At 58.4% G+C, this 23,006-nt stretch carries 16 protein-coding genes; 15 read left to right on the top strand and 1 reads right to left on the bottom strand.

Features of this window, described 5'->3' with window-relative positions; all coding sequences use genetic code 11:
- The first annotated feature begins 101 nt into the window (after nucleotides 1–101).
- From NZK35_RS30080 to NZK35_RS30150, 15 genes are all read left to right on the top strand, one after another.
- The gene (locus tag NZK35_RS30080) at nucleotides 102–893 is read left to right on the top strand and encodes an N-formylglutamate amidohydrolase (protein ID WP_259636236.1); all 792 of its coding nucleotides are present in this window, start codon (nucleotides 102–104) and stop codon (nucleotides 891–893) included.
- A gap of 4 nt (nucleotides 894–897) precedes the next feature.
- A complete protein-coding gene (locus NZK35_RS30085; protein WP_259636237.1) occupies nucleotides 898–2,856 on the top strand; it encodes a flavohemoglobin expression-modulating QEGLA motif protein in 1,959 nt (652 codons plus the stop codon).
- On the top strand, nucleotides 2,853–3,884 hold the full coding sequence (locus tag NZK35_RS30090; protein WP_259636238.1) for a glutathione synthetase: 1,032 nt from the start codon (nucleotides 2,853–2,855) through the stop codon (nucleotides 3,882–3,884). The genes NZK35_RS30085 and NZK35_RS30090 overlap by 4 nt, the downstream gene beginning before the upstream one ends.
- Nucleotides 3,885–3,921: 37 nt before the next feature.
- Complete coding sequence (locus NZK35_RS30095) at nucleotides 3,922–4,965, top strand: glutathione synthetase (protein WP_095739415.1); 1,044 nt, start codon at nucleotides 3,922–3,924, stop codon at nucleotides 4,963–4,965.
- Nucleotides 4,966–4,982: 17 nt separating this feature from the next.
- Entirely contained in the window at nucleotides 4,983–6,917 is a 1,935-nt protein-coding gene (locus NZK35_RS30100; RefSeq protein ID WP_259636239.1) for a flavohemoglobin expression-modulating QEGLA motif protein, read from the top strand.
- On the top strand, nucleotides 6,917–7,960 hold the full coding sequence (locus NZK35_RS30105; RefSeq protein WP_259636240.1) for a glutathione synthetase: 1,044 nt from the start codon (nucleotides 6,917–6,919) through the stop codon (nucleotides 7,958–7,960). The genes NZK35_RS30100 and NZK35_RS30105 overlap by 1 nt, the downstream gene beginning before the upstream one ends.
- 153 nt (nucleotides 7,961–8,113) lie before the next feature.
- Complete coding sequence (locus NZK35_RS30110) at nucleotides 8,114–8,578, top strand: chemotaxis protein CheW (RefSeq protein WP_259636241.1); 465 nt, start codon at nucleotides 8,114–8,116, stop codon at nucleotides 8,576–8,578.
- Nucleotides 8,578–10,035, top strand: a complete 1,458-nt coding sequence (locus NZK35_RS30115; RefSeq protein ID WP_259636242.1) for a CheR family methyltransferase — start codon at nucleotides 8,578–8,580, stop codon at nucleotides 10,033–10,035. The genes NZK35_RS30110 and NZK35_RS30115 overlap by 1 nt, the downstream gene beginning before the upstream one ends.
- Entirely contained in the window at nucleotides 10,032–10,652 is a 621-nt protein-coding gene (locus NZK35_RS30120; RefSeq protein WP_259636243.1) for a chemotaxis protein CheW, read from the top strand. The genes NZK35_RS30115 and NZK35_RS30120 overlap by 4 nt, the downstream gene beginning before the upstream one ends.
- Nucleotides 10,649–13,198, top strand: a complete 2,550-nt coding sequence (locus NZK35_RS30125; RefSeq protein WP_259636244.1) for a methyl-accepting chemotaxis protein — start codon at nucleotides 10,649–10,651, stop codon at nucleotides 13,196–13,198. Before NZK35_RS30120 ends, NZK35_RS30125 begins: the two co-directional genes overlap by 4 nt.
- A 21-nt stretch (nucleotides 13,199–13,219) precedes the next feature.
- Nucleotides 13,220–16,213 (top strand): hybrid sensor histidine kinase/response regulator, encoded by a 2,994-nt coding sequence (locus NZK35_RS30130; RefSeq protein WP_259636245.1) that lies wholly within the window; start codon nucleotides 13,220–13,222, stop codon nucleotides 16,211–16,213.
- Nucleotides 16,214–16,226: 13 nt separating this feature from the next.
- Nucleotides 16,227–17,288: a chemotaxis-specific protein-glutamate methyltransferase CheB gene (cheB, locus tag NZK35_RS30135; protein WP_259636246.1), complete on the top strand. Its 1,062-nt coding sequence runs from the start codon at nucleotides 16,227–16,229 to the stop codon at nucleotides 17,286–17,288.
- Nucleotides 17,289–17,403: 115 nt separating this feature from the next.
- Nucleotides 17,404–20,139, top strand: a complete 2,736-nt coding sequence (locus tag NZK35_RS30140) for a serine/threonine-protein kinase (protein WP_259636247.1) — start codon at nucleotides 17,404–17,406, stop codon at nucleotides 20,137–20,139.
- Nucleotides 20,140–20,262: 123 nt separating this feature from the next.
- Nucleotides 20,263–20,634 carry a hypothetical protein gene (locus tag NZK35_RS30145; RefSeq protein ID WP_259636248.1) on the top strand — a complete coding sequence of 124 codons (372 nt, stop codon included), beginning with the start codon at nucleotides 20,263–20,265 and terminating at the stop codon, nucleotides 20,632–20,634.
- 10 nt (nucleotides 20,635–20,644) lie between these two features.
- Nucleotides 20,645–21,664: a glycosyltransferase family protein gene (locus tag NZK35_RS30150; RefSeq protein WP_259636249.1), complete on the top strand. Its 1,020-nt coding sequence runs from the start codon at nucleotides 20,645–20,647 to the stop codon at nucleotides 21,662–21,664.
- 53 nt (nucleotides 21,665–21,717) lie between these two features.
- On the opposite strand, the gene NZK35_RS30155 is transcribed toward NZK35_RS30150, so the two are convergent.
- On the bottom strand, nucleotides 21,718–23,004 hold the full coding sequence (locus NZK35_RS30155) for a sulfotransferase family protein (protein WP_259636250.1): 1,287 nt from the start codon (nucleotides 23,002–23,004) through the stop codon (nucleotides 21,718–21,720).
- Nucleotides 23,005–23,006: the final 2 nt, after the last annotated feature.

Raw genomic sequence — 23,006 nt, forward strand, 5'->3', positions numbered from 1 at the left:
GCACATCGACCCGATCTTCGCAGTTGTTGTGGATCGTTCGATCGTACTGAATCCCGCGCGATGTTAGCACGAAGACGGCAACCGACCGGGGGAGACTTGGGATGAGCGACCAGATTTGGCAACTTCAGCGAGGCAAAGGTCCGCTGGTGGCGACCGCGGTCCACGATGGACATGCGATGCGTGACGATGTCTTGTCGCAGGTCAAACTCGATGACCCAGGTCGGCTCCGAGAAGAAGACCCTTTCACCGGACACTGGACGAAGTGTGCGCCCACGCAGGTCGTCGGATTGCGATCACGGTTCGAAGTCGATTTGAACCGTCCTCGCGACAAAGCTGTCTATCGGACCCCTGAGGATGCGTGGGGGTTGACGGTTTGGAAGGAGAATCCGGCCGATGAAATGTTTGCAAAATCATTGGACGAGTACGATGCGTTTTATGATGCGATGCGAGAGATGCTGAGCGAAATCGTGGCCGAGCAGGGACACTTCGTCGTTTATGATCTGCACACCTACAACCACCGACGTGCCGGGCCGGCCGGACCGGTCGCCGATCCGCTCGAAAACCCACAGGTCAACATCGGCACAGGAACCATGGACCGGCGACGTTGGGGACATGTGGTGGACGCGTTGGTCGAAGGGCTGCGCGAGTTCGACTTTCCCGGCGGCAAGCTTGATGTCCGAGAGAATGTCAAGTTTCGAGGCGGCAACTGGCCGCGTTGGATTCACGAAACCTTTCCGACAACCGGCGTCGCGATCGCGATCGAATTCAAAAAGTTCTTCATGGACGAGTGGACCGGCCAGCCGGATCCCACCGCCGTCGACGCGATTTCCGAAGCCCTCCAATATTCGGTGCCCTTTGTCATGGACGCCATCAACCACCCGCGGCTTGTTTAGAGTGATGACCACGACCACGCACGGAAAACGAACGATTGCCAAGGCCGACAAGAACCGCGTACCGGAATCGTTGATCGCAGCGGTTCGCGATCGATTGTCGCGGAACGAACGCGTGCGTCGGACGTTACCCCACAAGGGGCGTCTGCACATCGACCGACAAGTTCCGTTTCTGTGTGTTTATCGCCAGCCGCCGGAGTACGACGATGCCGGGACCGAGCAGCTGGTGCGGGGCGAGGCCTCGTATCTGATCGGGGCGGGCGCGGCAGAGTTTCATGACAGTCTGTCGAAGCTGGTCGGGACGGTCGTCGAAACGCTGTCGGCCGAGTTTGGCGCCTTTCTGATCGTCGAGATCTGGTCGTCGCCCGATGGTGGCAAGGCGAACGATCCGGCGGTGCCGTCGGTGTTGCCAACCTTCACGATTCAGTCACCCGGTACCGCCAAACTGGACAACACCGTCGAGTCGCTTCGCAAACGGCTTCAGAAAATGAAGATTCTGAAACACGGCGTTGAGGTTCAAGTGGTTCGCGGCGGCACGATCTGTCCGCCGGGCATGAAGCCGCTGATTGATTCGCCGCGTGCGCGTGAAATGAACTGCTGGAAGATCGGTTTGATGGTCCCGCCGGTGTTCCGCAAAGCGAACACCTCCGTCGAGTTTCCGCTCTTGATGGGCCAGTTGCGCAGGAGTCTCAGTCATGCGCTTCGACACGCCTATTTTGAGTTTGCTTGTGACCGGACGACACACAGCCCCGATCACTTTCATACGCTGGGTCGCAAAGCGGTGGTCAAAGCGGTTTGGGACATCGACCGGCAGCTCGCCGAAGTCAGCAACCAATTCGATTATTTGCTTCAACTAACACCCGTCAATCCGACCAGTGCGTGGAGGGAGTTCGAAGCCGGTCAGTGCAAGCATCCGCCCGAGTTTCATTATCGTCCGCTGCCGGTCGATCCGGCGCTGCTGAAACGACAACTGTATAAGATTCCGATCGAACGCGTCGAAGATCCCTCGTTGCAGCGACTCTTTGAAGAGAAGCAGGAAGAGCTGGAATTGAAGCTCACCATGCTGAGGGATCGGGACACGCCGCGTTTCAAGCACCTCAGTATGGCGTTGTTTGGCGGTGTCAACGATGCCGTGCTCCGCGTCGCCAAAGAGTTGCTGACCACGCTGCCGGCGAAGTCTTCCACAAGCAAGGCGAACCTGTTTTCGGCCAAGCAGTTCGCCGCGTGTGTCCAGAACGAGATTGATCACTACCGTGGTGTTTGTCCCGATTTCAAAGCCAAAGTTGTGATTTCGGACGACGCCAGCGGGCTGATCGTCTCTCGCGGTAAACTGATGGTGAACTCCGATTTGACGCTCGCGGAAGACCGCGTGGCGGCCTTGCTGGCACACGAAGTCGGTACGCATCTGGTGACGTATTACAACGGGCGCTTGCAACCGTTTCAACAACTCTATTCGGGGCTGGCCGGATATGAAGAGTTACAGGAAGGTTTGGCGGTGTTGTCGGAGTATTTGGTCGGCGGATTGACGAACTCGCGGATGCGGCAGTTGGGCGCCCGCGTCGTCGCGGTCCGTCAAATGGTCGACGGTGCGTCTTTCGTCGAGAACTTTCATTCGATCCATGATGATTACGGTTTGAGCAAACGAGCGGCGTACAACGTCGTGATGCGGGTCTACCGTGGCGGCGGATTGACGAAAGATTGCGTGTACCTGCGTGGGCTGGTCGCGATCCTGAAATACGTGCAAAAGGGCGGCGACTTGAATCCGCTGTTGGTCGGAAAAATGGCGGTCAAGCACATTCCGATCATCAAAGAGTTGCAGTATCGCGGTGTGCTCGGCAAGGCACCGATCACGCCACGGTTCATGCAAGACCCGGTAGCGATCGAGCGGTTGGCAAAGCTACGTGGCGGCGCAGGCTCCGTCGTTGATTTGGTGTCAGACCTCAAGACAAATGGACGTGTCGAATGAGATTGGGAATTGTTGTAAACGTGATGGGAAGCGAAGAGGCCGGGGCGACCACGTATCGGTTGGCCGCCGAGGCGACCAGTTTGGGGCATGAGGTCTGGATCGTCAGCACGGGAAACCTGTCGTACGACGCCGATGACACGATCGGCGCGTTCGCCCGCATGGTGCCGCCGGGAAAATACAGTTCGGAAAAATACCTGACGGTGCTCAAGGGACCCAAGGCGATCAACGAGTGGATCACGGTCGACGATCTAGACGTGCTGCTGTTGCGGAGCAATCCATCGGTTCAGCGTGCCTGGGCTCAATCCGCCGGAATTCACTTCGGTCGACTCGCGATGCGACGCGGCGTGATCGTGTTGAATGATCCCAACGGATTGTCCAAGGCGATGAACAAGTTGTACTTGCAGACATTCCCCGAACCTGTTCGCCCAAGAACGTTGGTCACCCGCAGTCTGAGCCGCGTGACGAAATTTTTGAACGAAGAAAAAACGATCATTCTGAAGCCGCTGCAGGGTTCCGGCGGGACAGGCGTTTTCATTGCTCGGAGCGATGAAAACCACAACATGGAAGATATCTTTGAGTCGGTCAGCCGTGACGGTTACGTGATCGCCCAACAGTACTTGCCGGCCGCGGCGGAAGGCGACACGCGGTTGTTTTTGATGAACGGGCTGCCGATGCGTCACAAGGGAAAATACGCGGCGTTCCGCCGCGTTCGCACCGGCGATGACATTCGCAGCAACATTCACGCCGGCGGTCGGCTCCGCAGGGCCGTTGTCAACGACACGATGTTCGAGCTGGCCGAAATGGTTCGTCCGCGACTGGTCGAGGACGGCATGTTTTTGGTCGGGCTGGACATCGTGGGCGACAAGCTGATGGAGATCAACGTGTTCTCGCCGGGCGGCTTGGGCAGTGCCCAAAAATTCGAAAAAGTCAACTTCACCCACGCGGTGCTCGATGCTTTGGAAAGAAAGGTCGACTACATGCGGTATTACCGGCGCAACTTTAGCAACGTTGAGCTGGCTACTCTTTGATGCTGTTTTACTACTCTCGTGCCCCAAAGGCGGATCGATGAAAATTGGATTTGTAGTCAACGATGTTTTGACCGAAGAGGCGGGTTATTCGACCACGCGTCTGGGCTGTGAAGCCGTCAATCAAGGCCACGAGGTGTTTGTCATCGGTGTGGGGGATTTCGCTTATGACCCGGACGAATCGATCCGCGCCCGGGCCCGCAGCGTGCCGCAAAAGAAGTACGGCAACCACGAAGCGTATCTAAAAGATTTACAAGGGCAAAAGTCCGTCAAGACACGTATCACGGTGGACGATCTGGATGTGTTGATGCTTCGCAACGTGCCTTCGGATGACTATCTCAAGCGCCCCTGGGCATCCTCCTCGGCGGCGGAATTCGGTCGCGTGGCGATGCGGCACGGCGTGATCGTGGTGAACGATCCGAACGGATTGTCCAAGGCCTCGACCAAGATGTACTTTCAGCTGTTCCCCGAGGAAGTGCGGCCGCGAACCCTGATCACCCGTGACCGAGACGAGATCAAGGAGTTCGCGAAGTCCGAAGGCCGCTGCGTGCTCAAGCCGTTGCAGGGTTCGGGCGGTGCCAGTGTGTTTCTGGTCACCGAGAGCGACATTCCGAACTTGAACCAGATGATCGACGCCGTCAGCCGGGACGGATTTGTGATCGCGCAGGAGTATTTGCCGGCGGCAGCTGATGGTGACATGCGGTTGTTCATCATGAACGGTCGACCGCTGCAAGTGAAAGGGAAATACGCCGCGTTTCGACGTGTCCGCAGTGGCGGGGACATGCGCAGCAACATCCACGCCGGCGGCAAGCTTGCGGCGGCGGAGATCGGTGAATTGGAATTGAAGATCGCCGAGATCGTGCGTCCCAAACTGGTCCAAGACGGGATGTTCTTGGTCGGCTTGGACATCGTCGGCGACAAACTGATGGAGATCAACGTGTTCAGCCCCGGTGGGTTGGGCAGCGCCCAGAAGTTTACGAAAATCAATTTCAACAAATACGTGATCGCGGCGCTGGAACGCAAAGTGAACTACATGCAATACTACGGACGAAACTTTGACAACGTCGACATGTGCACGCTGTAATGTCGCAGTCAGAGAGAGTGCAGTCTGACGTCAGTGAGGACCATGAGGCGATTTCCGATACCGTCATCGACGGGATTTGTGCGCGGTTGGCCGAGGACAAGCGGATTCGCCAGCGGTTGCCCGGCGGCGGGATACTGCAGATGGATCGGTTGTTGCCGTTTCTGTGTGTTTATCGCCGCAACCCTCGACGACGCGATGAAGGAACGGCGCGGCTGGTGATGTCCGAGGCGTCGTTCCTGTGCGCTCCCGGGACGGCTCCGGTGCGGGCGGGGTTGACGCGTCTGGTCCGCCGGATTGCCGAAACCGCGATCGAGCGGCTCGGTTCGTTTTTGATCCTCGAAGTTTGGGCCGGCGAAGATCGCCCGGAATACGATCCGTCGACGGGCGAGATCGAGTTGCCGCGTCCCGAGTTTCAATTGCTGACGCGGCGTCCGCATCGACCCGAAGGCACCGTGGCGACGTTGCAGTTTGCGTTGCAGCAGATCAGTCTGCATCGAAAGAAGGCCGCCGTGCAAGTCAACATGCACGCTCAGAATCATCCGCCCGGAATGACGTCGCTGATTCGCGAAGCGATCGAAACAAAGATCGGATGCCATGTCTTGGGGTTGCAGGTCCGACCGGTCTATCGCGACCCGGCATCAGGAGAGGTCTACGATCGTGTGGCGACAACGTTTGTTCGCGATGTGTCCCATTCACTGAAAAAGGGATTTTTTGCCTTTGCGCTCAATCGAACGGAGGTTCGTCCGGAGCACTATTTCTCACTCGGCGTTAGTCGTTTATCCAAGCAAGTGCTGGTGATCGATCGTCAGTTGGCCGACCTGAGCAGGCAATTCAAATTCCTGTTGTTGGTCACTCCGATCAATGCCGAGCGGGCCTGGGACAAGTTTTCGGAATCAGGGTTCCGCAAAACACCGACCTTTCAATACCGCCCGTTGGATGTGGACCCGCTGCTGCTGAAGCGGCGGTTGATGAAGATCCCGACCGAGCGGGTGACCGATCCGACGTTGTCATATGTACTCAGGCAAGCCCAGTCAGAACTGGACCGTCAGATTTCGATGCTCGCCGATATCGGGACCCATCGGTTTTTGCCGGGCAGTCTGCAAGTGTTTGAGGGCGTCAAACCGGAGCTTCGCGACCTGTCGCTTGGGATCTTGCAAACGTTGTCCAATCGCGACTCAGCGTCCAGGGAGTTGGCGACGCTCGACGCAACCGCGTTTGCCCGACTCGCGAATGCCGAAATCCAATACTATCGGTCCCAATCGCCCGCGTTTCTCGCCCAGGCCAGTGTCCGCGACGACATGTTTTCGGGGTTGATGGTGGCCGGCGCGGAGCTGTTGATCGGCCGCGAAACTCGGATCGCGGAACGACGCGCCGACGCGCTGCTGCAACATGAAGTCGGAACGCATTTGGTCACCTACTTCAACGGAGCGACTCAGCCTCTGCGATTGTTGCAGGTCGGGTTATCAGGTTATGACGCGTTGCAAGAGGGACTGGCGGTGCTGTCGGAATACCTGGTCGGCGGGTTGAGTGGTGCGCGGTTGAGAACGCTGGCCGCACGTGTGATCGCTGTTGACGGTATGATACGTGGCGAGACATTCGTGAGCGTCTTTGAGCAACTCGTCGACGGGTTCGGATTCGAGCCACGAACAGCCTACACGATCACGATGCGAGTGTTTCGTGGTGGCGGATTGACCAAAGACGCGTTGTACCTGCAGGGCCTGGTCGAAATCTTGGACTATTTGGGCGGTGGTGGTGAAGTCGAACCGCTGTTGATCGGCAAGATCGCCGTCGAACATGTTCCCGTCGTCCGCGAGCTGCTGTTTCGAGGCATCCTGCGGCCGGCCGCACTGAGACCCAAATACCTTGATTCGCCGGAAGCGCAATCGCGACTCGACGGCATCCATTCCCGGACCTCGGTCCTTGATCTTCTCGACAACGAAAAGGGTAGATAATGCGAATCGGCTTCCTCGTTAACGACGTGACAACCGAAGCGGGCAATTTCACGACCAGTCGGTTGGGCCAGTCGGCGGTCAATCTCGGCCATGAAGTGTGGGTGATGGGAGTGGGCGATTTGGCCTACGACCCCGACGGCATGATTCGCGCTCGGGCCAGCTCGGTTCCCAAGCAACGCTATAGCAACTCGGAGACCTACACGGCGGACCTGCAAGGCAAGAAGGCCGTTCGTAGCCGCATCACCGTCGACGAGCTGGATGTGTTGATGCTGCGCAACGTGCCCTCGGACGATTATTTGTCGCGTCCTTGGGCGGCAACCACGGCCAGCGAATTTGCCCGGACCGCGATGCGGCACGGGGTGATCGTGTTGAGCGATCCGACCGGTCTGTCGCAAGCATCGAGCAAGATGTATTTCCAATTGTTTCCCGAAGAGGTGCGGCCGAAAACGCTGATCACCCGTGACCGCGACGACATCAAACAGTTCGCCAAGGAAGAGGGAAAGATCGTCATCAAACCGCTGCAGGGTTCCGGCGGCGCGAGCGTTTTCTTGGTGCGTCCGGAAGACATTCCGAACCTGAACCAGATGATTGATGCGGTCAGCCGAGACGGTTTTGTGATTGCCCAGGAGTTTCTGCCCGCGGCCGAACAGGGGGATACACGGTTGTTTGTGATGAACGGTCGACCGCTCCGCGTCAAAGGAAAGTACGCTGCGTTTCGACGCGTCCGCAGTGGTGGCGACATGCGAAGCAACATTCATGCCGGGGGCCAGAAGGCGGCCGCCGAAATCGACCACATCGCGCTTCGGATTGCCGAGATTGTGCGTCCCAAGTTGGTTCAAGACGGCATGTTCCTGGTCGGTTTGGACATCGTCGGTGACAAATTGATGGAAATCAACGTGTTCAGCCCCGGCGGGCTGGGCAGCGCTCAACAGTTCGAAAAAGTCAACTTTTCGGCGCATGTGATCGAGGCGATCGAGCGAAAAGTCAACTACATGCAGTACTACGGACGAAACTTCGACAACGTCGAAATGTGCACCTTGTAAGCAGGCGGCTGTCGTACGTTGTGCTTGTTTCGCCGCTTCGCACACGGGATGGACACGCTCTTGTTCGGTTCCCAGTAGAATATCGGCTGCGTCTTTTCGCTCCTTAGGAGAATCCCGCTGACGGCCGGCGTCTGCGTCTAGATCGAGGTCAATGTGGCGAAGAACATCCTCGTATTCGAGATCGATGAGCGTCAACTTGGCGTTTCCGCCGATTTGGTGGTCGAAGTCGTCCGCGCGGTGACACCGCTGTCGTTGCCCCGTGTCCCTGAAACCGTGATGGGGATCATCAATCTTCGCGGCGAGGTGGTTCCGGTGCTGGACACCCGCAAGTGCTTGCGATTGGCGGCGATGCCGGTTCGTCACACGGACCATCTGGTGATCATTCGCGACGGTGCATTGTGCTATGCCTTGCACGCCGATCGTGCGGTCGATCTCGCGATGCTGCAGTCCGATGCGACCGACGAAGCGGAGGAGGATTCCGGGCCGACCGGGCAACTGGCCAAGACCACACTCGGGTTTGTTCAGTTGCTCAATCCCTGGGATTTGTTGAGTGCCGATGACCGGGCGGAGTTGGCGTCCATCGTCTCGTCCGCACCGACGAGGGAGGCGAACGGCTGATGAGTGGTGCGGAAAACGAGTCCGAGTTTCGACACCTGTTGGATTGGTTGACGAAACACACCGGGCTCAAGTTCCGCGAAGACCAACATCGGCACACGATGACGACGATTCGGCGGCTGATGAAAACAGTAGCCGTCGAGGGGTTCGCGGAGTTTCGCTACGGTTTGGGACGGAATCCCCAGTTGCTCTCCGACACGATCGATCAATTGACCGTTGGCGAAACCTATTTCTTTCGCGAGCATCAGCACTTTGAGTTCGTCCGCCAGAAGGTCATTCCTGATTTCCGCGTGCGTTCGGGGCATCACGAGCCGATCCGCGCTTGGTCGGCGGGATGTGCCACGGGCGAAGAGGCCTATTCCTTGGCGATCGTGTTCACTCAAGAACACACCCGGTCGACGATTCTGGCCACGGACCTTTCCACCGCCGCGATCGAAAAGGCGCAGCGAGCCGTGTTCCGGCCCTGGTCATTTCGTGGTCAAGCTTCCGATGCGGTCCGCCCCTTCGTGACCGAGTCCGGGGATCACTTCACCCTGTCGCAGCGTATCAAACGACGCGTTCAATTTCAGCGGTTGAATTTAGCGACCAACACGTATCCTTCTTCGGCCAACGGAACATGCAACATGGATCTCATTCTGTGTCGCAATGTGCTGATCTATTTCGGGGCCGAGACGGTTCGCGAGATCAGTCGCCGCTTGTTCGAGTGTCTGGCGCCCGGCGGATGGTTGATCACCGCTTCGGGCGATCCGCGGCTCGTCGAACATGCCGGCTACGAGGTCGTTGCGTGCGATCACGGTGTGTTCTATCGCCGTCCCCTGAATGCCGAATCGGCGGCGAAAACGGCGGCCACGGGGCGATCCCGTTCCCCGGCCTCGAACGACTTCGATGCCCGCCATCGGGCGACCGAATCACTGCCCGCCGAATCACTGCCCGCTAAAACGCCCTTCCCGCCGCCCTCGCACCCGGTGGCGAAACAGGTTGCCTCGCTCACGACCTCGAACGCCGGCGACGATTCCGGTGGGGCGAGTTTATTGCTGGAACTGGCGGACGATTCCGATGCCTGCCTGGCGCAGATCAAATTGGTCGCCGCGACGGATCCGAGCCGGGCGCTTGAGATCTGCCGCACGGCCACCGTGCGGCATCCGTTGGTGGAAGAGCTTCATTATCTCCATGGAGTCTTGCTGGTTGATGCGGATCAGCCGCTGATGGCGCTCGAATCGATACGAAAGGCGATTTTTCTGAACCGATCTTCGGTGATGTCGCATTTTCTATTTGCGTCCATCCAACGCCGGCAGGGACAATATGTCTCTGCACGCAAACACTTTCGTCGGGTTTGTGAACTGTGCGCCCTCGGGAATCCGAACGATGTCTTGCCGATGTCCAATGGCGAGACGGTAGCCGATATCGCTGTGGCGGCTCAGTCACAACTGTCACGAATCGAATCGAGGCGAGATCCATGATCATCAACGAAGGATCGCCCAGGGAATCATTCGACTGGCAAGGCATCAAGACGCGTCTATCGCGTGCACAAGAGTCTCTCCGCAGCGCGGAAAACCTGTCCGAATCGCAGATCAAGTTGCTGATGGCCGAGCGGTCGCGGCAACTCGCCCGCGTCCCCGAACGCGTGATCGATACGAGTGAGTTGATCGAGGTGGTTCGCTTTCGACTCGGCAGCGAAGAAGCCGCAATCGAAACTCGATTCGTCCTGGCGCTCATGCGACCGCAGTCGATCACGCCGATTCCCGATACCGACGACTTTTTCTTGGGGCTGACGAATCTGCGTGGCGAGATCACGGCCATCATCGATTTGGGATGTTTCTTGGGGCTTTCCGGCCAAACACAACGCGATTCTCAGGTGCTGGTGCTGGGGACGGAAAAACCCGAGTGCGCGATTCTGGTGGATGAACTGGAGCACGTGACCACCATTCGTAAACAAGATATCCGTGAACCGAGCGGCGGATTGGGAAGTGTCGTCGATCTGTTGGTCGGCTGCACCGCCGACGCGGTGATGATACTAGACGGCGACGCGTTGCTTCGATGCGACCGAATTTACATTGATCAGAACGATCAACCTTGATTGACCATCCCCCTTCGATCGAGGATTTCGGCATGAGCTGGTCCGAACGATTTCAATCGATCTCTCTACGTTGGCAGTTTAGCGCGTTGACGGCGATTGCGATTGTCATCTCGATGGCGGCGATGGGCTGGATCGCGTTCAACCGCAGCCGTGACGTTGTGACGGACATGACGTTGGACAAGATGCGGGCGGAAACCGACGCGGTCGCCAATCAGATCATGAGCGTCGTCGACCAGACCCGGGCGGACACGCTGACGATCCCCACGTTTCCACCGATTCCCGGAATCGTCAGGTGTTGGGAAAACGAGATCAACCCCGGAAAGGATCCTGTCCAATCGGGGTCGACCACCGAACTTTGGATCACCCGCCTGGGACAAATCGTATCGGCGCAAATGGCGTTTTATCCCGAGCGGATTCGCTGTGCGGTGTATAACGCCGACGGCGAAGGCGTGATGGCGGTGGACAAGCAGGCAACGTCATCGGTGCTGATCACCGAAGGGCTCGCTGCGATCGCATCGGAAGACTATTTCTTGTCGGCGGCCGGGTTGAAGCAGGGGCAGGTGCATGTTTCGCCGATGATACAAGATCGGTCGGGGAAGGTGGCGGTTCACTTCTGCACGCCCTTCTTTTCCGCGGGGGCGGGCCGCAGCGGGCAGACGCTCAAGGGCATTTTTATCATCACCGTCGATGGCCGGCGGCTGCTGGGAAAAGCCGTCGCGTTTAACCCTTCAAAAATGGACACCGACCGTGAACTCGATCGCCTGAAAATCGAAATCGCGGACGAGTCGATGCAGTTTCTCTACTCCAGTGGTGGCGACGCGTTTCCGCTGTTCAGCCCATCGGCCTTCACTGAGGTCCGCCCCGTCCGTGCGGAACGTCTGACGCGTCGCGATACCGCGGGAGCCTACGATCGGGAATTTGACACGTACGCCGAATTCGTCGACACCGCCGAGCGACCGGACGGCCGCGGAATGGTGGCGACCTATCGACGGATGTTCTACAACGCACCGGAGGACACCGGTCGATTCTGGTTTGTGGCCTTGAGCGAATACAGCGAAACGTCGCTGGCGAGCATCAATGAATTGGCAACGACCTATGTGGTGATCGGATCGGTCGTTACTCTCGCCGCTTTGCTGCTGGTTTTCTTTATCGCCAGAAAACTGACCGCTTCCCTGTCGGCATTGTTAGCATCGGCCGACCAAATCGCGGCCGGCAATTTGGAGACTGAAATCGCCGTCTCGAACGGTTTGGGGGAGGCGGGGAAGCTGGAGTCGTCATTCCGTTCGATGACGGAAAAACTGAACGCGATGATTCGCGAGGCTTCTGATCAACAGGCTCGAACCAAGGCGCTCTTCAATGCGACGGCCGACGGTCTGGTGACGATCGATTCGTCAGGAATCGTCACGTCGTTCAACTTGGCCGCCGAAGCCTTGTTCGGCTATCGAGCCGATGAGGTGATCGGAAACAACGTTTCGATGTTAACGCCCTCACCGCATCGCGAACAACACGACGACTATCTGCGTCGCTACTTTGCTACCGGCGAGGCCCGAATCATCGGACATGACCGTGAACTCGATGCGGTCCGCAAAGACGGATCGATGTTCGCGATCTCGCTGCGTGTCTCGGAATTGAAACGCCACGACGAAACCGTCTTCATCGGGCTGATCCAAGACATCACCGCGCGCAAGCAGGCCGAAGCCGAACGGGTCAAACTGTTCCAAGCCATTCAGAACGCCGTCCATCGTTTGGCCGTGGCCACCCAGCAGATCCTAGCGACCACCAGTCAGCAGTCCGCCGGGACACAGGAGCAAGCGGCAACGGTGGCCGAAGTCGTGGCGACAGCGGATGAAATCGCGCAGTCCGCGGCACAAGCGGCGCTGCGGGCCGATGACGTCGCCAAATCGGCTCGGCACACCGATGAAATCGGCAACGTCGGGCTCCGCGCCATCGAAGATTCGGTCCAGGCCATGGACAAGGTCAAGCTGCAGGTCGAATCGATTGCCGATAGCATGTTGTCGTTGGCCGAACGCGCCACCGCGATCGGTGAAATCACTGCGACGGTCAGTGAGATCGCCGAACAAACCAACGTTCTGGCACTCAACGCCTCGGTCGAAGCTTCCCGCGCCGGAGAACACGGAAAGGGGTTCGCGGTTGTCGCCGCCGAAGTCAAGTCGTTGGCTCAAGAATCCAAGCGGGCCACCGCCCAGGTTCGAGTGATCCTGGGCGAGATTCAACAAGCCACCAACGCCGCGGTGCTGTCCACCGAACAGGGAACGCGTACGGTGCACGATGCCAATGAAGTCATCGGCCAAGCCGGCGGCACCATCCATTCGCTGGCAACGACGTTGGCCCAGTCCGCGCAAACGGCGTCACAGATTTCGGCGACCGCCAATCAGCAGGCCGCCGCCGTGGGACAGTTGAATCACGGTATCCGCAACATTGATACGGTCACCAGACAGAGCGTCGAAGCGATCGGTCACATCGAAGATGCCGCCCGAAACCTGGCCGCGCTGAGTGACGAATTGGCGTCACTGACCGACCGCTAAACCCCATGGAAAATCGACCCGATGAACCGTGATCAACTCGTGCAGCAACTGATGGCCACGTTCCTGGATGAACTGCACGTGCATGTGAGTAGCCTGGGACGAGATCTGTTGGCCTTGGAGAACAACCTTTCGGCCGACGAAAAGGCTGAGGCTTGGACGTCGATCTTTCGCGCCGCCCACAGTCTCAAGGGGGCTTCGGCGGTGGTTCACGTCGAACCGATCCATGTCGCCTGTCATCGGCTGGAAGACATTTTCGAGTACTATCGCGACTCCGATCAGACGTTGTCTCAAGAAACAACGTCGATTTTGTTGAAGGTGGTTGATGCGATTGAAGAGATCGGCATGCGGATTCGCGCCGAGCAAGGGATCGAAGACGCTCCGTTGACCGACATGTTGCCTCAATTGGAGCGACTGGCCGAACAAGTCACCGGCAGCGACGCGGCAACGACCGACGTCGCCCCCGCAAACACGGCCGCGCGTGATGCGGTGGTGGCAGATTCGGTCGACGAAGACGATGACATGTTCGATGACGACGAAGAATTTGAGTTTGACGAAAGTCCGCCGAACCGCGAGGCGGAACCGCAGGAAACCGAACGCGATGCGGCGCCCAAAATGCCCCCCATCAACGCGGCATTGCTTCCCGTCTTCCTGGAAGAATTGGAAGACCGCTGTGCGAGTCTCAGCCGGGATGCGATTGCGATGGAAAGTGTGACGGATCCTGACGAACGGGGCGAACTTTTGACGAGCCTGTTTCGTTCGGCGCACAGTCTGAAAGGCGCTGCGGGCGTGGTCAAACTCGTTCCGGTTCAAGCCTTGTGTCATCGATTGGAAGACGAATTGGAATCGATCCGCGCAGGCACAACGGAATATTCCACAGGCACGGCAACCGCAATGCTGGAAGCGGTCGATGTGATTCGGGACTCAGGAAACCAGCTCCAATCGGGCCGCGAGTTGGATCTGGGCGAGATTGAATCACGGACCTCAAGAATCGATGAATTGCTGTCGGGATCGGCGGAGCCGGCGGCGGCCGTTGAGCGTTCGACGCCTGATGCCGATGCCGCCCAAACCAAGCCGGCCTCGCCCAAGCCGGCCTCCCCCAAGCCGGCCTCCCCCAAGCCGGCCTCCCCCAAGCCGGTGGTGGAGGCAACGCCGGCGCCGGTCGCGTTCCAGCCTCCGGCAGAGGTCGGTTCGGGCGAGAAGACCGATGGAAAGACTCCGCCGACCAAGCGAGTGAAAGCCGACTCGGGCGCGTCGATTCGAGTGCCCGCGGAGAAACTCGATGCATTGCTTTCCCACAGCGGCGAATTGCTTGTCGCCCGCGGGCGGTTGGCATTTCGCGCCAAGGACGCCGCCGCGGTGCGTGATATGGCTGCGGAACTGCGGGGAACCTGGCGTGAGAACGAACAGGTGATGCGTGATTTGGGCGAGCGGACGTTTGACGATCGCGACGTCACCAATCCCCGTCGGATTGCTGCGGTCATTGAGCACACCGCCAGTCGATTGAACGCACTTTCGTCGCGACTGGACGCGCTGGCCAGTGCGATCGAATCGGATAACCGTCTGCTTCAGCAAACCTGTGGGCTGTTGGATGACGAAGTCTACAACGTGCGAATGTTGCCGTTTTCGGATGCCTGCGGCGGGCTGCAACGGGCCGTGCGTGACATCGCGACCGGCGGCAACAAAAAGATCGATTTAAAAATTGTCGGCGCCGAGGTGGAAGTCGATCGATCGGTGTTGGAGGGGTTGAAGGATCCGCTTTTGCACTTGGTGCGAAATTCCGCCGATCACGGAGTCGAGTCCCCGGCGCAGCGTAAAGAAACGGGCAAACCGGAGCGGGCAACGATTACGGTTTCGGCGGAACTGCGCGGCGGGCAAGTTCAGGTGCGCGTCGAAGACGACGGCGGCGGACTGGATTTGCGACGCATTTGCGAGATCGCTCGAAAACGAGACATCGAGGTTCCCGACGATCCGAGAGAACAAGCTCGCTTGATCTTTGCCCCCGGTTTTTCGACCGCGAAGCTGATCACCGACATTTCCGGTCGCGGTGTCGGTTTGGATGTCGTGCAAAGCCAAGTCGAATCCTTGCACGGATCGGTCGATGTGTCGTTCAAGCCCGGTCGGGGAACCCGCTTTACGCTGAACGTTCCGCTGACATTGACCACGATTCGTTCGATGATGGTCAAGGTCGCCGACCAGACGTACGCCATTCCCACTTCAGCGATTCAGCGTCTGGTGCGTTTCAGCCCCGCCGACCTCCGCTCCTCGGCCGGCCGTGATTCCCTGCTTCTTGGCGAGGCTCCCATGGTGGTCGCTTCGCTGGCGCAGACGTTGCGTTTACCTTCGAAGGGACCGCTGCCGGGGAGCGCAGCCAAGGGGCTCGCCATCGTGTTGCATGTCGCCGACCAGTCCGTCGCCGTGGTTGTGGATGAGGTCTTGTCCGAGCAAGAGGTGTTGGTCAAGAATCTAGGATCGCGAGTGCGTCGGCTGCGGCATTTTTCGGGCTGTACGTTGTTGCCGACGGGCAAGATCGCGTTGGTCATCAACGCGGCCAACGTGGTTCGAACGGCATTGGGGCTGAAACTGGATCAGTTGGCGGCATCGCGGACGTCGATGAGTTCGGGTAAACAAAGTGTCGCCGGGCCGGAGACGCACGGCAGGACGCTGCTGTTGGCCGAAGACTCGGTCACGACACGGGTGCTGTTGCGAAATATCCTGGAATCGGCCGGCTATGAGGTCACGACGGCCGCCGATGGGCAACAAGCGTGGGAGCTGATTCAGGAAAAAACGTTTGACATTCTTGTCACCGACGTGGATATGCCGAGGATGGACGGATTCGAGTTGACCGCGGCGCTGCGCGGTTTGGAATCGGCGGCGGATTTGCCGGTCGTGCTGGTCACCGCACGAGGCTCCGATGCCGACAAACAGCGGGGCGTTCAGGCCGGCGCGAACGCCTACATCGTGAAAGGAAATTTCGAGCAACAGCATCTGCTCGAAACCGTTGCCCAACTTATCTAGGAAGCCGCAGAGCATGCCGAGGGTCTTGATCGTCGATGACTCGCCGACGGCGCGCGAGGTGCTGGCAACCATTTTGGGCTCCGATCCGGACCTGGAGGTGGTCGGTTTTGCCAGGAACGGACGCGAAGGGGTGGCACAGGTCAAAAAGTTGAAACCCGATGTGGTCACGATGGATTTGAACATGCCGGTCATGGACGGGTTTGTCGCAACCCGTGAAATCATGATCGAGGAACCCACGCCGATCGTGATTATTTCCGGGGCCGATCGAGCCGCCGAAGTCGAGACGGCGATGGAGACGCTGCGAGTGGGAGCGGTGAACCTGTTGCTCAAACCGGTCGGACCGTCATCCCCGGAATACGACGCCCGTGCAAAGGAGGTGGTCCGAGTCGTCAAAGCCATGGCAGGTGTCTTTGTCATTCGGCGGCGGCGACATCTGATGCCCAATCAGGCCGATCAGGTTCACGCGGTGTCCCCACCGGACTATCTGTCGAAACCGCACCGGATCCGCGTGATCGCGATCGCCGCTTCGACCGGCGGGCCGCCGGCGCTCGTCAAGATTCTCGGTGCGCTACCGACCGATATCCCGGTGCCGATATTGATCGTCCAACATATCGCCGACGGATTCATGGATGGTTTTGCGAACTGGTTGGACGAAGTCATTCCGCTGGACGTGAAGATCGCCAAGGACCATCAGCCGTTGTTGCCTGCGACGGTCTACTTTGCGCCCCAGGATCGACATCTCGGCGTCAGTCAATCACGCATTCGACTCTCCGACGCGGCTCCGATCGGCGGCTTCCGCCCCGCCGGCACCCATCTGTTCGAGACCGTGGCTGAGGCGTTCGGCTGCGATGCGGTGGGCGTGATTTTGACCGGGATGGGCAACGATGGTGTTGAGGGATTGATGAACATTCACCAGGCCGGCGGCGTGACGATCGCCCAGGACGAAGCATCGTGCGTGGTGTTTGGGATGCCGCGTGCCGCCATCGAAGCCGGTGCGGTCGATTCGGTGCTTCCCCTCGATGCGATCGGTCCGCGTTTGGACCAATTGATCGTCAACCGCTCGTCCGGCAATTGACGCTGCTCCAGTTCGGTTCAATCATGGGGGAGGGATTTGTTACAATCGTATACTCGCGACACGCGGCCGGTCAGACGCCTGTGCTGAACTCCAACGTCCACCTTGGTTTGAGACGATGACGCCAGAGCAACGCGATGAAAGGATCGAAGAGCTATTCTCAGAAGCGGTTCGTCTTGATCGACGAAGCCAGATTGAATTGCTCGAATCGTCCGGTCTGCCAGAGGATATCCGACGGGAAATCGAAGGGCTTCTGGAAGCCGAACGGCGGCTGGAGTCGGGCGAAACGCAAGTCCTGATGAGTGACCAGGAGGGTGGATCTGAGCTGCAGGCGTTGTCTTTCTTTGACCGGACCTTGGCGGGCGTGACGATCAACGACCATCTGGACACTCCGTCGACGGGGACGGCGGAATCGGTGGAAGCGGCGGCCGAGCCGAGTACCATCGGCAAGTTCCGTATGCTGCAGTTGCTCGGAATCGGAGGCTACGGACAAGTTTGGAAAGCCTACGACACGGTTTTGGATCGTTTCGTCGCGCTCAAAATCGCGCGTGATGACGTCAGTTATCGTTTCAATCGAAAGATGGTCGAACGCGAAGCGCGAGCGGCGGCGCAGTTCCAGCATCCGAACATCGTCACCATTCACGAAGTTCATTTTTACGGCGACCGTGCGCTGATCGCCAGTGAATTGATCGAAGGGGTGACGCTGTCCAAATTGATCGTCTCGTCCTCCCTGACGGTCAAGCAGGTCGCTGAAATGTGTGCCAAGTTGGCCGATGCCATCCACTATGCACATTGCCGGGGCGTCATCCACCGCGATTTGAAACCGTCCAACATCCTGATCGATCAGGACGGCGAACCACACGTCACCGATTTCGGCTTGGCCAAGCGGGAACTGGCCCACGCGACACTTTCAACGCAAGGCAGCGTGTTGGGGACGCCGACCTACATGCCGCCGGAACAGGCACGCGGTGACTCGCATACCGCCGACGCTCGAAGCGATCTTTATTCCCTGGGGGTGATTCTGTTTCAGATGTTGACGTCGGAATTGCCGTTTCGCGGCGACCGCCAGGCAGTGATTCAGAAAGTGATCTATGTCGACCCTCCCAGTCCCCGTTCGTTGCGGCCAGCCATTCCCCGGGATTTGGAAACAATCTGTCTGAAGTGTCTGCAGAAATCTCCCGCAAGGCGTTACCAGAGTGCCAAAGACCTGGCGACCGATCTCGAACTCTGGATGCAGAAAAAGCCGATCCACGCGCGGCCGGTCACACGGGTGGAGCGGGCGATGCGGCTGTGCGCACGCTATCCAGTGGTTTCCTCACTGGCGACCGCAATCACCGTGCTGATTGTGGTCAGTTTGGTCGCCATCACCAGCTTGTGGATCCGCGCCGATCACAACCAAAAGACGGCATTGCGTCACCTAGAACGCCGGACCGCAAACTTTGACAAGACCATCGAAGCGGTGGAAGTGATGCTGAGCCGCGTGATCGAGCGGGAGGAGCCGGAGTTCATCGCCATCCAGCAAGAGCTGCTTCAGGAGGCGTTGAAACTCTACGAACAGCTCGTCGACACCAACGGTGATGATTCCGACAGCTTGATCGAAAATGCGCGCATCCGGACTCGCATGGGATACCTGCACGAGTCGTTGGAGAATCCGGCCGCTGCGCTGGCTGCGTTTCAGTCGGCGATCGAACAGTTTGAAACCGCGCTGGCCGCTTCGAGCGAGGCGCGAACCAGTGAAGAGTTGGCCGAAAGCTATCGGAGTGTCGCCAGAACGATTGTGCAGATGCCCGTCGAGGGAGACCCTCAGTGGGACGTTTGTGAAGACGCCATTGAACGCGCGATCGAAATTGACAGCGCGGCGATCCCGGCGGAGCAGGGACGGCGTTTTGCGTTGGCAAAATCGCACAACTTGCGGGCGCGGATGTGCCTTGCCAGAGCCGAACCCGAACGTGCCGAACAAGAATACCTGCGGGCGATCGAACTACTCGGCGAGGTGAGCGAGAATCGCCCCGAAGCGATCGTGGTGACGATGTCGCTGATTTGGAACAAACATCAATTGGCCGACATGCTTTTGCGGCAAGGCGACTTCGAAAGGTCACGACAGATTCACGAGGATCTTTTGGAGCAACGCCTGGCACTGCAACGCGTGGCTGCCGACGCGTATCGATTTCATCCTTCGACGGTCGTTCAGTTTCCATCGCCCAATCAGACGTTTTCGTTGCGTCGTGATTTGGCGGCCAGCCACCGCTCGTTGGGGCAGATCTGCGAAGCGGAGAACGACGATGTCGCTGCCGCGGCGCATTTCCGAGCGGCGGCGGGGTTCATCGATGAAGTCGTTCGCGATTACCCCCATCGCCGCGGCCACCGAGACGCCAAGGGCGGAATTCATACGCGGTACGCCCAAATCCTGATGCGATTGGGAAAACACGACGACGCCCTGGAACACTTTGAGATCGGATTGCAGAGCTGGAATCAAGCGGACCCGGTCACGCTGGAGAAGAATCGACTGAGAAACTTTGCGTCCCAGCATGTTACCGCCGGTTCACTGGCCAAGTCCATCAACAACAATGAATCCGCAATCCTTCATTTCATCGCCGCACTCGAGTTTTATCACCAACTCAGCCGGATCGTCCCCGAGGAACCTTCGTTGATCTTGGCGAGCATTCGGGTTTCCCTTGATCTGGCTGAACTGAGGCGTCAAAGCGGGGACGAACGTGCCGCCGAGGAGTTAATCCAACAAGCGACCCAGTGGACCGAATGGATGAGAAACAGCGACGAGCCGACTCGGGAGTTGCAGGATGCACTGCAAAACGCCGAGCGATTGCTTCACCGATATTCGGCAGGACGCCTCTGAGCCCCTGCACCGCCAAACTACACGAAACCTCGTTTATTTTTTTGGGGTTTCACATCGCAACGCGGCCGCGACTTTCCGCTAATCTATTGTTCGACTTTATTTCTTCCTGCGAGAGTGTGCAGCATGAGCAAGAAAAAACAGAACCGAGCACGACGAACGGCCATGCAGCCCTTGGTGGACTTGTCGGATCGATTGGCCACGACTCGGCTTCAATCGGCACGGATCCGCGTCCGGCGAGCCGAGCTTCAGCTCAAACGCGAACGCGTCCAGACGATCCCTGACGAACGATCCGTTCTTGGCACCGCAGAATTCACGGCACGCATCAACCGCTTGGCGGATCGTTTGCGCGAGAACCGGCGCCGCATCGGTCGGATCCGTCAGGCGCGACAGCGCGAAGTGGGGATTCTGCTCGGTGCCGAATTCAGCTACATGGAAATTGCCAAGCACAACGAAGAGTTTTCACTTTACACGGGTTATTTTTGTGGCAATGACTGACGACGGCGGAATGAGCTTCCAAGACGGAACGATCATGTTGGTCGCCGACGCAGCCCCGTTTTCGACGCGAGATGTTTGGGAGGGCTATCTGGAGGGACTGACCGAGGCGGGGGCGAATGTGTTGCCCTATCCGACGTTTTCCATCTTGGAGTTACTCAGTCCCAATTTGCTCGGCAGTGATCTGATTGGCAAAGCGATGGACATCCGAAATGGCGTCCACGCCGTCGTCTTCATCAGTGGGATGTACTTCCGCGAGACGCGCAACTGGGTCGTCGAATCGCTGACCCGACGCGGCATGCCGACCATCTTGATCGCCACGGACGATCCTTATGAAGACATCGGAATGCGAGATTGTTATTCGATCCGGTTTACAAACGAATTGTCCTGCGCCAACGGCAAGGCGGCCTATCTACCGACGGCGACGCTGTTTCCGCCGGCGTTGGACCATGACCCGTGGGTGCGCGAGCTCGTCTTCGTGGGTACCGTTTTCGAAGACCGCTGGGAATGGATCCGGCAGATTGCGATGTACTGCGAACTGAACGAACATCGGTTTGATATTTATGGGCATTTCCCGACGATGCGGGATGGGCTCCAGGATCTGGAGTACGTGCGTGTCATTCCCGGCACCGTGTCTGCCGAACAGAAGTGGAGTCTGTACAGCCAGAGCAAACTGGTGCTGAATGTTTTTCGCGATGCAGGGGAGAAGCAGCCACAGTCGGCCAGCCCGAGGGTGTACGAGGTCGCCGGGTTGGGACGGCCCGCCTTGATCAGCAACCGCCGAGACGAGGTGGAGCAACTTTTCGGCGACGCGATCTATCTGTTTGATGACATCGAAAGCTTTGGCGAAGTCTTTGAAGAAGCGATCGAGTCGGATGCGGAGAGACAACAGAAAGTCCGGCAAGCCCAGGAGATTGTGTTGCAGGGGCATCTTTATCAACATCGCGCCTCATCGCTTCTGGGCGAAATTGAGAAGCTTTTGACGGACGAAGGATCGAATGGAAAACACGTGTCGGATCTTGCCAGGGGATAGGTTTCCAACGAACCATCCCGGTGTCGACAGGCCGGAAGCCTCTCCCACTCGGTTTACACCTCGTATCCGGCTTCGTGCAACAGTTCGCCAAAGACGTCGTCGCAAAGCACGCGTAATTTTTGTGGGAGATCGGTTTTCCATCGTCCCACCGAGGCGCGCTCGTCGGCCGTCGTCCGGTGAAAGTCCAAGTCTTGGCAGATCAACCGGTGTGCTTCGATGACGCCCGCGACGGTGGCCGAGTCGCTGCCGATCTGCAGGTAGTCGAAGATCCGCGTCAACGTGGATTCGGGTTGCAGCACAAGGTCTTCATATCGTACGCACAAACACTGTTCTTTCCGGGCTTCGGCGACACCCAACAGGCGGGCAACGTCGTGCCGTTTCATGCGGATGAATTCCGCGTCACTTTCCACGTTCTCACGACCAAACGTTGCGAAGCCGCGTTTGTGGTTGAACGCGATCATCGAACAGACCATGTCGCGAAAATCGCGAATCAAGATGATCTCCTTGGCGTTTGGGTACAGTTCGCGGGCGATCCATTGAAGGTGGCACGGAAGTGATTTTTCAGCAAAATACCTGACGTCAGACGATTTGTTGTTGATCGCTGCGATTTCGCTGTAGAGTTCGTCGATATTCTCCAGGGCAAACGCAGCGGTACGGTCGATGTAGGCGTTTCCGAACCAGTTGCCGAGGGTCGGCCGATTGGAGATGACTTCGCTGTTGAACGGGCACGGCGGTAAAACGCCCAGATCGGATTCGAAGGTGTTCTTGCCATGTGACGGTTCGGCGAGGATTTTCAACATGTGAAACCAGTACCCGGCCGGACGTGCTTCAAACGGGTATTGGGCGTCGAGCACGATCGAAGGGTGCTGCTGAAGCGTCTGCATCGCCCGCGTGGTTCCCGTCCTGGCGAGCGACGTGATCGTGAGTGGAGAAAGCTTGGGGGTGTAGGCAGAACGCAGGGGATCTCGCTCGCCGCAAATCGTGGCGCAGGGCACACGGCGACCGTTTTGCAAGACCGCGAATACGTCAATTCGAAACGTGGGCGGCAGGCCCAAGGTTCCGAAACTGCAACGAAAACCGCACGTCGACGTGCCTCGAACGTTCGCGTGTCGACTCGCGGCGGTCGCGTTGTGAAGTGTGACGGGGATGGATTTCCAAGGGACGCCGCCATGCATCAACTGAAGACGGCGAACCTTGCCGCGTCGGGCTAACGCCCAACCGTCCAGACGGATGCTATTGGAGCCGATCTCCGTACCAGGGCTCGGCTCATGCAGTTCAAAGCCGTGCAGGATTTGGTCCAGATTCTCGTGGTAGACCACGTCAATGCGATGAATCGTCAAAC

The organism is Stieleria sedimenti, assembly GCF_025060895.1.
Classification (GTDB): domain Bacteria; phylum Planctomycetota; class Planctomycetia; order Pirellulales; family Pirellulaceae; genus Stieleria; species Stieleria sedimenti.